Annotated in this window: 10 protein-coding genes and 2 pseudogenes; 6 read left to right on the plus strand and 6 right to left on the minus strand. The window is 67.4% G+C overall.

Annotated features, from left to right (window positions below):
- From A5745_RS10910 to A5745_RS10920, 3 genes and pseudogenes are all read right to left on the minus strand, one after another.
- Nucleotides 1–798, minus strand: a pseudogene (locus tag A5745_RS10910) (hypothetical protein); the annotation flags it as partial.
- Nucleotides 799–961: 163 nt separating this feature from the next.
- Complete coding sequence (locus A5745_RS10915; RefSeq protein ID WP_076116039.1) at nucleotides 962–2,887, minus strand: Hsp70 family protein; 1,926 nt, start codon at nucleotides 2,885–2,887, stop codon at nucleotides 962–964.
- 154 nt (nucleotides 2,888–3,041) lie between these two features.
- Complete coding sequence (locus A5745_RS10920; protein WP_076058359.1) at nucleotides 3,042–4,268, minus strand: hypothetical protein; 1,227 nt, start codon at nucleotides 4,266–4,268, stop codon at nucleotides 3,042–3,044.
- Between the two features lie 38 nt (nucleotides 4,269–4,306).
- Between A5745_RS10920 and A5745_RS10925 the strand changes: the two genes are divergently transcribed.
- Together A5745_RS10925 and A5745_RS10930 are read left to right on the plus strand one after the other, a co-directional pair.
- Entirely contained in the window at nucleotides 4,307–4,927 is a 621-nt protein-coding gene (locus tag A5745_RS10925; protein ID WP_076058357.1) for a TetR/AcrR family transcriptional regulator, read from the plus strand.
- Nucleotides 4,914–5,403, plus strand: a pseudogene (locus A5745_RS10930) (nuclear transport factor 2 family protein). The gene A5745_RS10925 and the pseudogene A5745_RS10930 overlap by 14 nt, the downstream one beginning before the upstream one ends.
- A gap of 84 nt (nucleotides 5,404–5,487) precedes the next feature.
- Here A5745_RS10930 and A5745_RS10935 read toward each other — a convergent pair.
- On the minus strand, nucleotides 5,488–6,141 hold the full coding sequence (locus tag A5745_RS10935; protein WP_076058355.1) for a L,D-transpeptidase: 654 nt from the start codon (nucleotides 6,139–6,141) through the stop codon (nucleotides 5,488–5,490).
- Between the two features lie 139 nt (nucleotides 6,142–6,280).
- Between A5745_RS10935 and A5745_RS10940 the strand changes: the two genes are divergently transcribed.
- On the plus strand, nucleotides 6,281–6,763 hold the full coding sequence (locus tag A5745_RS10940; protein ID WP_076058354.1) for a hypothetical protein: 483 nt from the start codon (nucleotides 6,281–6,283) through the stop codon (nucleotides 6,761–6,763).
- Here the strand turns inward: A5745_RS10940 and A5745_RS10945 are convergent.
- Nucleotides 6,747–7,040, minus strand: coding sequence for a hypothetical protein (locus A5745_RS10945; RefSeq protein ID WP_371336904.1), 294 nt, complete (start codon nucleotides 7,038–7,040; stop codon nucleotides 6,747–6,749). The genes A5745_RS10940 and A5745_RS10945 overlap by 17 nt on opposite strands.
- Nucleotides 7,041–7,107: 67 nt before the next feature.
- Between A5745_RS10945 and bluB the strand changes: the two genes are divergently transcribed.
- The 3 genes from bluB (at nucleotide 7,108) to A5745_RS10960 (ending at nucleotide 10,037) form a co-directional block, all read left to right on the plus strand.
- A complete protein-coding gene (gene bluB, locus A5745_RS10950) occupies nucleotides 7,108–7,785 on the plus strand; it encodes a 5,6-dimethylbenzimidazole synthase (RefSeq protein WP_076058352.1) in 678 nt (225 codons plus the stop codon).
- Nucleotides 7,782–9,173, plus strand: coding sequence for a sulfatase (locus A5745_RS10955; RefSeq protein ID WP_076058350.1), 1,392 nt, complete (start codon nucleotides 7,782–7,784; stop codon nucleotides 9,171–9,173). The genes bluB and A5745_RS10955 overlap by 4 nt, the downstream gene beginning before the upstream one ends.
- Before the next feature lie 66 nt (nucleotides 9,174–9,239).
- A complete protein-coding gene (locus A5745_RS10960; protein ID WP_076058349.1) occupies nucleotides 9,240–10,037 on the plus strand; it encodes a Stf0 family sulfotransferase in 798 nt (265 codons plus the stop codon).
- On the opposite strand, the gene A5745_RS10965 is transcribed toward A5745_RS10960, so the two are convergent.
- On the minus strand, nucleotides 10,026–10,811 hold the full coding sequence (locus tag A5745_RS10965) for a trans-aconitate 2-methyltransferase (protein ID WP_076116040.1): 786 nt from the start codon (nucleotides 10,809–10,811) through the stop codon (nucleotides 10,026–10,028). The genes A5745_RS10960 and A5745_RS10965 overlap by 12 nt on opposite strands.
- Between the last annotated feature and the right edge of the window lie 121 nt (nucleotides 10,812–10,932).

The following is a 10,932-nucleotide window of genomic DNA, read 5'->3' on the forward strand; positions in this document are numbered from 1 at the left end:
GTTGCCGCTGACGTCGAGATAGGTCGGGGCGAGCGCGCCGGGATTCAGCTCTCCGGTGCCCGGATCCAGCGCGTAAGCCAGGGCGGCCGTCGACGACGCGAACAACGGCGCGTTCGCGGATGCCAATGCCGCGCCGCGGGCCAGCGCCATGTCCGGCTCTTCCGGCGCTATCACGTCCAGCGCAGTTTCCGCGTCGAGCACGGTCTTGATTCCGACAATGTCGACCCCACAGCCGACGATGAAAACGCCGTTCGCTCGCGGGTCCGTTGTGTCCAGGCCGGCGACCATCGCCGCCAGCTCGGCCGCGACGGCGTGCCGGCGGCCGGGTTCCCCCGTTCCCGGCACGGCCCGTCGGTGCAGCTCGACGATCGAGCCGTCGCCGATCTCGACAACGGCCAGCGTCGCGCTGTCGTGCTCGACGAACAGCAGCGCGATGCGCTCGTAGTCGATCGAAGAACCCACCGTCTGCGCCAAGGCAGCCGCGGCGAGCAGCGGGGAGACCAGCATGACGCCGCCGACGTCGCAGCGCGCGAGCGCATCGCGCAGCCCCGCGACCTCGGCGGGGTCCGTCCAGGTCACCCCTGTCGATGTCAGCCGATAGCCGCCCTCGGCGGCGCCTTCGCGAGTGCCGACGATGGCGCCGATCACCTGGTCGGCCACCCCGGAGGCCGCCGAGTCCGGTCCCGCAATCACGTCGAAGGCGTCCTCGTCGACGGTTACGCCGTCGCAGGCCTGCCCCTCGATGAGGATCATGCGGACCGTCGTGGGAGCCATCGACACCCCGAGAACGATCTCCAAATTGAGCCTCCAAGTCCTCCGCTGCCTCTCGACGACGCATCGGCACGACGGCATCTTCAAGAGGGCATTCAAAAGACAGCCCCTGGCCCGAATCGGGGCTTCTTCAACGCTACGCGCGTGCTGCCGGGCGCGCCGCTGGAGTGACTCGGTTCAAAGATCCTTGCTAGTAACCGGGGCTCAGGTACGGGTTCTGGGCGCCACCGCCACCCGAATAGTCCGGGTACTGCTGCGGGTATTGGGGGTATTGCGGGGCCTGCGGGGTCTGCGGCGCCTGATTCGCCGGAACCGGCACCGGGATGGGCACCGGTAGCAGCGGAACGTGGATCCACTGGGTGGTCATCGGCACCGTCGTGGTCGTGGTCGTGGTCGTCGGCTCGGTCGACGTCGGAGGCGCGGTCGTGGTCGTCGTCGTAGGCGGCGGCGTCGTGGTCATGGCCGTGGTGGTCGGCGGCTGCGTCGGCGGCGGCGGCGGCGGCGCCGGACGATGCGTGGTGACGACCGGGGGCTGCGTGGTCACGACCACCGGCGGCGGCGGCGGCGACGGTGGCTGCGGTGGCGGCGGCGGCACGGTGGTGGGCACCGGTTGCGCGCTGGGCGGTGGTGGCACCTCGGTGGGCGGCGGGGGAAGCGGCCTCGGCACCAGGGGGCTGACGACCGGCGGCGCCGGAGCGACGCTGGGCGCGGGCGGCGCCTGCCGGTGTTCGATGCCCGTGAGCGAGTAGGCCACGCCGCCGACCGCGGTCATGGCCACCAGGGCGGACAGCCCAATGATCAACTGGGACAGCCGGAATCGCCGCCAGGTTGGTTCTGGAGGCGGTTCGATCACGTTGAGACGCATCGACCAGCCGGACGGGCCGTCCTCGTCGTAGGCGGCCGGTGTATACGGCAACCGCACATCGCCGGGATATTCCGTTTGAGACCAGGCTAATTCGCGATCCGTCATCGCGTCGTGATCGATCACGAGCACGTCGCCGGCCGCGAGTTCGGTGACGTCGCCGCCGGCAGCCGTGGTGAGCAGGCCGATGGATGTGCGCGTGCGGAGGTCCCGTTCTTCACCGCGGGAAGCCAGCATCAAAGCGCCGACGGCAGCGGCGAGCGCCGGCTGCGACGGTGTGACGACCGGTCGGCGGGAATGTACCGAAAGGCGCTCGGTGACAAGCGGAATGCTGGCGCCGCCACCGACGGTGACCACCGCCGCGAGGTCCGTCCAGCTCTTGCCCTGCCGGGCCAGCATGTCGTCGAACGCATAGATGAAACCGCTCAGGCGATCCTGTATCAGGTCGCCCAGCTCGTCGCGCGTGAGCGTCATGCTGCATCGGCGGCCGCCGAGCTCGGCGGCGAATTCGGTCACCGTGTCGGTGGATAGCCGCTCCTTGGCCACGCGGCATTGCTCGCTGAGCAGGCCGAGCTGCCCGACAGCCGCCGTGCTGGCCGGGTCGATACCGCTGCCGTGTCCGAGTTCCTCGAAGACCCGAAGCAGCAGCGCTTGGTCGATCTCGTCGCCGGAGAACTCCGCGTAACGCAGTGTGGGGCTGACCGGCTCGAAATCGCCGGCGATGCTGACCAACGTCGCGGACGTGCCCGAGCCACCGAAATCGAGCAGCCCGACCACGCCGGTCGCCGCGAGACACAGCTCGGCGTTCGCGGCCGTCAACGACGCGATCGTGTCCGAGACCAGCCGGGGCGCCACTCCGCTGCGGACGAAGCCCAGATGCGTTCGTAGCCCGTCGCGCAGCGCCTGCACCGTCGACGGCTTCCAGTACGCCGGAACGGCAATGGAGATCTCCGAGGAGGCCGCGTCCGCGCCGGCGGCGAGCACCATCGCATCCAGGGCCTCGACCATCAGCAGGTCTGGGTCGTGAGCGGACCCGTCGGTGGAGATGAGCGGCACCGAATCACCAACGCGCTCCACGAAGCCGCGCATGAGCACGCCTTGTTCACTCAACGGCAGATTGTCGTCGAGCAGGCCGATTTTCGGCGCGCAGTGCGGATACAGAGTGAGCACGGCGCGGCGTGCAACCGGTGGGCTTCCGTTACTGGCGGCGACCAGGTTTGTGGTCCCGATCGACAACCCGAGCGGGTCGTACATAGATCGAAAACTTTCGTCTATAGGGGTCGGTGGCCAGCGTTAACCATAGTCGTGGACACGCTCAAAGCAGATGGCTTGCAATGCCATTGGTATCCGGTCGATGCGGTTGTGACACCGAAGCGGTACCGAAAACCCCTTGACAAGGGGCAGGACGTCACACCACGGTCAGCGGCAGCGAACGCCTCGGCTCGAACTCGAATGACGATCCGCGGCTGACTTTCGCCACCGATACCTCTGGCAGTTCGGCTGCGGGCGTGTCGGTTTCGATCAGTTCCGCGGTCCAGTCGGTATCGGTGCCGCAAACCTCAACGGCGAGCCGCGGATTCACGGCGGTCGCGATCGCTTGCAGCGGCTGCACGGATTCGGGCGAGCACAGCGATATCCACGCGCCGTCGGCGTGTGCCGGCGAGGCGTGCACGACTAGGCGGTTGGCCTCGGTCTCCGCCACGACATAGCCGGCGGGGTTCAGCAGCGGGTGCAGCTCGAGAACCCGCATCGCCCCGTCGATCCCGTTCGGTAAGCCGAGTGCGCGATGAATCCGCTCCGCGGCCAGCCCGGCCAGGCCGATCAGGCCGCGGGTGCCGATGGAGACGGCTTCGGCGTCATCGGCGGCGCGTGCCCGCACCGCGACCGCGAACGACAGGTACAGCAGGTGCATCTGCAGGCAGATCTCGTCGGCCATCCGGACCAGCGCCGAGTGGGAGAACGCGGCGAAGTCGAAGTCGGAGAGCAGCGGACCGGAGTAGTCCGACTGTCCCTCGTCGGATCGATCGATGGCGTCGAGTTCCCATGTCGCAGCGCGGGTTTGACGGACGATGTCCAGCGCCGGAATGCTCTGTGCCTCGGGATAGGACTCGTCGATGATCACCGTCCACGCGCAATGCGGATGCCGGTCCGCGGGAACCCGCGGCGGCCGGTGGATGGGGCGCATCTGCGCGCGGGGGTTGGTCGCCACCGCGGTGGCGTCGAACGTCGGGTCCTCGATGGTGTGGCACATCCCGAACACGTATTCCTCGCCCATCGGCTCCACGTCGAGCAGGGCGCCGCAGTGGTCGAGTTGAAATTCGCCGTGCCAGCGGTCGTGGACGGTGTAGCGGAAATCCATGAATTGCGGCGGCGCGCCGATGTCGAGCTGCAGGCCCTTGAAGATGGTGGGCACGTCGTCGCCCTCGTAGTTCAGCGCCCGCTGCATGCGCTTGGTGTAGATGGGGCTGGCGCCCGCCCACTCCTCGATGGCGATCTGCACCATCTCCTCGCGGCCGAACGCATTGATGCACCAGGCCATCCCGGAACGGTCAATCATGTGCCCGATCAGCAGCAGCTCGGGAACCAGGACGGTCAGCTGCTCGCGCGACAACTGCGCGTATCGGGATCCGCTCATCGCCCAAAAATAGACTCGACTATGTTATACAGTCAACAATGTCCATTGCCGCAGGCCAGACACCCGGGCGCACGGTCGGTCCCACCCGGCGCACCACCGCGCCGCGCAAGCGCGGCGACGATACCCGCGCCAAGATCATCGACGAGACGGTCCGCTGCATCGTGGAGGAGGGCTTCGCCGCCGCCACCGCCAAGCACGTGGCCGAACGCGCGGGCGTGACGTGGGGGGTCATCCAATACCACTTCGGCGACCGCCACGGGCTGTTGATGGCCGTCGTCGACGACGGAGTGGACAGACTCATCGAGAGCCTGTCGTCGGCGGACGTCAGCGAGCTGCCGCTGCGCGAGCGCATCGAAGTCGTCGTCGACACCGCGTGGAGCTGCTACAGCAGCCCGACCTCGATGGCGGCCTTCGAAATTCTGCGGGTGACGCGCGGCGGCGCGGGCGAATCCTCGCGGCGCCATCTGCTCGAGATGAACTCGGCGATCGGCCAGCTTGGCCGGCTGATCACCGAGGATCCCGCGAATGCCGGTGTGGCCGAGGTGATTTGGGCCGCGCTGCGGGGCGTGGTGCTGGCGCAGATGATCGCCGGGACGCCCATCGATTGGAGCCTGGAACGACGCGCCCTGATCGACATGGTCACCCGTGTGCTGCAATGACGGTCATGACCCCTCAAGACTTCGCGGACATCGAAGCCATCAAGCAAGTCAAATACCGCTACCTGCGCGCGTTGGACACCAAGCACTGGGACGACTTCGCCGACACGCTGGCCGAGGACATCACGGCCGACTACGGCCCGTCGATCGGCAACGAACTGCACTTCACCAACCGCGCCGACCTGGTCGAGTACATGCGTACGTCGCTGCCGGGCAACGTCATCACCGAGCATCGGGTGACCCATCCGGACATCACCGTGGACGGCGACACCGCAACGGGCAGCTGGTATCTGCAGGACCGGGTCATCGTCGCCGACCTCAACTTCATGCTGATCGGCGCCGCGTTCTACCGCGACACCTACCGGCGCACCGACGCCGGTTGGAAGATCAGCGGAACCGGTTACGACAGAACCTACGACGCGACGATGTCGTTGGCGGGCATGGACTTTAAGATCAAGCCCGGTCGCGCGCTGGCCTAACGCCCCGGAATCAGGCCGCGACCGTGAATGTCACGACGCGACACGCCGAGATCCCGTCGTATCTTTCACACTCGGGACCAAGGGCTATTTCGTAATCGCGATCACCGCGCCGGGCTGCAGCCACTTCATGATCGACACCAGCTGCGCGTCGTCGATCGCGACGCAGCCCTCGGTGGGGGCACCGTCGGTGGTGTGGAAGAAGAACGCCGCGCCCCCGCCGGGAACCTTGTTCTTGTTGACGCCCATCACGACCGCGTGCTTGTACTGCGGGATTTCCAGGTTCTCGCTGTCGGCCGTGTTGAACGGGCACTGCGACTTCTGGCAGACCTGCATGGAGTTGAACGTGGGGCTGTGGTCGTCGCCGCTCCACCAGTGGTTCGGCCCGACCTGCGTGTACGGCAGACCGGTGCCGGGATTCGGCGCGGTGCCGAAAGCGGAGTCGAGGGAGTAGACGCCCATCGGGGTGGCCGGAACCCCGCTCTTGGCCTGCGGCGCCATGCCCGCCGAGCCGACGTGGGTGGGAATGCCGCTCCGCAGGTCCTGCCAGCCGGCGCCGGTGCGCTGCCAGATGTCCATCGTCGCGTTCGAACCGCCGGTGCTCACCACCGAAACCACTTGTGTGGCATTGCCAACCGAGTTGGCGAACCAGGGGGTGGCCGCGCCGCTTACCGGCGCAAACAACACGTACGCACACATCACGCACGCCGCGGCGCACAGCAAACCCAGCAGTCGGCGCATGGAGTCAATGGTCAGGTGACGACAACCCCAGGTCAAGTTAAGTTTTGGGCCCGGTTGTGTCACCGTGGCGTGATCAACCGACGCCGAGCATGGCCCCAGCAGCCAAGCCGTCTCAGGCATACCGAGTCATACTGGCGTCATGGCGGTCTTTGTCCGGAGATTGTTCGGCATCGGCAAGCTGCCCGACGACCTGCACGCCCAGGTCGAAGCGGAGGGCCTTCTCTATCTCGCCGACTACGTCGCGGTGACCCGGCGGTTCAGCGGCGTCATACCGGGCGCGCGGTTGCCGCACAGCGTGGCCAGCTACTCGGGCTCGCTGGTGTTCACGTCGGAGCGGGTGCTCGCGACGTTGTCGATGCTGCCGAAGCTGGCCGGTCCGACCGTCGATGTGCGCTGGGACGTTCCCCAGACGGGCGCGGCGAAGGCAGAGATTTCGGCGACCGGACTGGAGGTCAACCTCGACGTCGCCGAGGTCGACCCGAAGTTCAGCGGCGAACTCGAGCTGCACTACAAGGCGACCATCCCGGACGACGTGCTCGACATGCTGCCGCTGCGGTCGCTGGCCTTCGACGTGCCGCCCGAATACGTCATTCGGGCCGTCGGCGTCACTTATAGTCCGTGAGCGTGATCCGGGGCCAGGGCGGCTGGCGGAGCACCGCCAAGCTGCCGATCACCGCCGCCAGCAGGCCGGTCAGCACGCCGATCAGCGCGACCCGGTTGCCATCCACGGCCGCCACCCAGCGCGCCTCACCGCCGCGGATCACGAAGACGCCGACCGGTTTGGAAACCGGGATCACGGTGGCGCCGTCGGCCGTCTGGTACGGCTGGCCGTAGCTACCTGCGACGCTGCCGTCGGTGGGCAACTGCTCGAATGCGGGGAAATTACCGGAAAGCTTCACGCGACACTCCCTTCGTGACGGACCGCTCTGAAGCATTTTCCTCCGCGGCGATTCTTACGATGGCCGTGTGAGTGATCACGCATTCAATCCGCAGGAGCGCCGTGCCGTGTACCGGGTGATCTCCGAGCGACGCGACATGCGCCGGTTCGTGCGGGGCGCCGTGGTACCCGACGACGTGCTGGTGCGTTTGCTGCAGGCGGCGCACGCCGCGCCTAGTGTCGGCCTCATGCAGCCGTGGCGCTTCATCCGGATCACCGATGACCTGCTGCGGAGGCGCATTCACGCACTCGTCGACGAGGAGCGCCCGCGCACCGCCGAGGCCCTGGGAGAGCGGGCCGAGGAATTTCTGGCGCTCAAGGTCGAGGGCATCCTGGACTGCGCCGAGCTTTTCGTGGTGGCGCTGGGTGACGACCGCACTCGGCACGTCTTCGGCCGGCGGACGCTGCCGCAGATGGATCTCGCGTCAGTGTCCTGCGCGATCCAGAACCTGTGGCTGGCGGCCCGGTCGGAAGGTCTCGGCATGGGCTGGGTCTCCCTGTTCGAGCCGCGCCGGTTGGCGGACCTGCTGGGGATGCCCGACGACGCCGAACCGGTGGCCATCCTGTGCCTGGGGCCCGTGCCCGAATTCCCCGACCGCCCGGCGTTGGAACTCGACGGCTGGACCGTCGGGCGGCCGCTGTCGGAGTTCGTCTCCGAAAACCACTGGGGCCAGCCGGCGCGGGACAACGGCGCGGTGACGATGTGACGGAAACGACGGGCGAGAACGTCCTGATCGTGCATTGGCACGACCTCGGACGCCACCTCGGTGCCTACGGCAACCCGGATGTGTCCAGTCCGTGCCTGGACAAACTTGCCGCCGAGGGCATCCTGTTCACCCGTGCCCACGCCACCGCACCGCTGTGCTCCCCGTCTCGGGGATCGCTGTTCACCGGGCGCTACCCACAGAGCAACGGGCTCGTCGGCCTGGCCCACCACGGCTGGGAATACCGCAGCGGAGTCCGCACCCTTCCCCAGATATTGTCCGGATCGGGTTGGTACTCAGCGCTTTTCGGTATGCAGCACGAGACGTCGTATCCCAAACGCCTCGGCTTCGACGAATTCGACGTGTCGAACTCCTACTGCGAATACGTGGTGGACAGGGTCCGGGACTGGCTGCACCAGGGCGCGCCGGTGCTGTCCGAGCAACCGTTCCTGTTGACGGCCGGGTTCTTCGAAACCCACCGACCCTTCCCGCGCGATCGCTATGAGCCGGCCGATCGCGCAGCCGTCGAGCTGCCCGACTACCTGCCGGACACCCCGGAGGTGCGCCAGGATCTCGCGGATTTTTACGGATCCATCGCCACCGCGGACGCCGCGGTGGGCGAGCTCCTGGACACGCTGGCCGAGACCGGACTGGACGCCAACACCTGGGTGGTGTTCCTGACCGATCACGGCGCCGCGTTCCCGCGCGCGAAATCCACGCTGTACGACGCCGGAACGGGCATCGCCATGATGATCCGCCCGCCCACCAACCGGAACATCGCGGCCCGGGTCTACGACGAGCTGTTCAGCGGCGTGGACCTGGTCCCCACCCTGCTGGACCTGTTGGGCCTCGAGATCCCGGCCGAAGTCGACGGCGTTTCGCACGCGCACGCCCTGCTTACACCGGACAACCACGCCGACCCGGTGCGCGACCACGTCTACACGATGAAGACCTATCACGACTCCTTCGACCCGATCCGCGCAATCCGCACAAAGGAATACAGCTACATCGAGAACTACGTGCCGCGGCCGGTGCTGGACCTGCCGTGGGACATCGAGGAAAGCCCGTCCGGCATCGCCGTCGCACCCTTCGTCAAGGCGCCGCGGCCACAGCGCGAACTCTACGATCTGCGCGCGGACCCCACCGAGACGGTCAACCTGCTGACCGGCGGCGGCACCGGGATGGAGGTGATCGCGGCCGATCTGGCTGTGCGCCTACATGATTGGCGCCAGCGAACCGGGGACGTCATTCCGTCGGACTTCGCCGGCACCCGCATAGCGCAGCGCTATACCGAGACCTATCTGCGGATCCACCACAGGGCACCCACCAGCCGCTCGGCGATCGCCGTCGACCGCGGTGTGGAGGAACAGGCAGTGCCGCCCGAGCAATAGTTGCGTTCAGCGTGAAGCTAATTCGCGGCGATTCTGCCGCAATGAGTTGCGCGGTAGGCTAATCCGATGGCCGCGACGTCCTATCTGGTCCTCGCCACACAGCGCAGCGGCAGCACACTGCTGGTGGAATCGCTTCGCGCGACCGGATGCGCCGGGGAACCGCAAGAGTTCTTCCAATACCTGCCGTCCACCGGCATGGCGCCCCAGCCCCGGCAGTGGTTCGCCGACGTCGAGGACGAGTCGATCTTGCGGCTGCTCGATCCCCTGGTTCCCGGCACCCCGGACCCCGCGACGCCGGAGGCGTGGCGCGAGCACATCCGTAGTTCCGGCCGTACGCCCAACGGCATCTGGGGCGGCAAGCTGATGTGGAACCAGACGCCGCTGCTGCTCGAGCGCGCGGCGAAACTGCCGGACCGCTCGGGTGACACCCTGGGCGCGGCGATCCGCGACGTGATCGGCAGCGAGCCCGTGTACGTGCATGTCTATCGACCGGACGTGGTGTCGCAGGCGGTGTCGTTCTGGCGCGCCGTGCAGACCCAGGTGTGGCGCGGCCAGCCGGACGCCGAGCGCGACTCGCGGGCCGACTATCACGCCGGCGCCATTGCGCACATCGTCAGGAACCTCCGCGGCCAGGAAACCAGCTGGCGCGCTTGGTTCGACGAGGAATCCATCGAACCGATCGACATCTCCTACCCGGTGCTGTGGCGCAACCTGACGTCGATCGTCGCCGACATTCTCGTCGCGCTCGGGCAGGATCCGAAGCTGGCTCCCCCGCCGATGCTGGAACGGCAGGCCAACCAGCGCTCCGACGAGTGGGTCGACCGTTATCGGGAAGAGGCGCCGACGTTGGGGCTACCCACCTGAGGGTTGCGAGCCGCCGACCTGGGCGACGATGAACACCCGCCGGAACGGGAAGATCGTCGTCCCGTCGGACCGGGCCGGATAGGCATCGTCGAGCAACGGGATGAGTTCCTGGCGAAATTCCTCCCAGCCCTCGTCGTCGAGGCGCTCGCGGACCGGTACCAGCGCGGTGCCGGTGATCCATTCCAGCACCGGGTGTTCACCGGTCAGCTGGTGCAGATACGTGGTCTCCCAGACATCCACCCGGCATCCGGCGTCCATCAGAAGATTGGCGTAGTGCGTCGGTGACTGGACCACCGCACCAACACGAAATGGTATGTCGCGCATGGTTTTTGCGTAGTGCTCACGGCGAGCCACCGCCCGCACCGCGGCATGCGACGGCGTGTCGAAGTTGGCGGGGATCTGGGCGCCGATCCAGGATCCCGGCACCAGTTCGCCGGTCCAGCGCAGCAGCAGGTCGGCGTGTTCGGGCACCCAGTGCAGCGCCGCGTTGCTGATCACCACGTCGGTGTCGGGCTTGGGCTTCCAGTCCCGCAAGTCACCGGTGGTGGCGTCGATGCCGCGCTCCCGGGCGGCCGCGACCATCTCCGGTGAACTGTCCATCGCCTCGATCACCGCACCGGGCCAACGCTTGGACAGGTACTTGGTCAGGTGGCCGGGGCCGCAACCGAGGTCGACGACGCGGCGCGCGCGCTCGGCACCTACCCGCGAAAGCAAGTCGTAGAACGGGCGGCTGCGATGGTCGGCAAATGCCAGGTAGACGTCGGGATCCCACATGGCGGTCCTCCTGATCGATACCGTCGCTAGTCCGCTGATAGACAAAACCGTATTACCGTATGCGCTCCCGGCGCCGCCCGAGTGGGCCCCATTCCACAGAGCCGATTCGAAACGGCCAAAC

The sequence above is a fragment of the Mycobacterium sp. IS-2888 genome, from assembly GCF_001954215.1.
Classification (GTDB): Bacteria; Actinomycetota; Actinomycetes; order Mycobacteriales; family Mycobacteriaceae; genus Mycobacterium.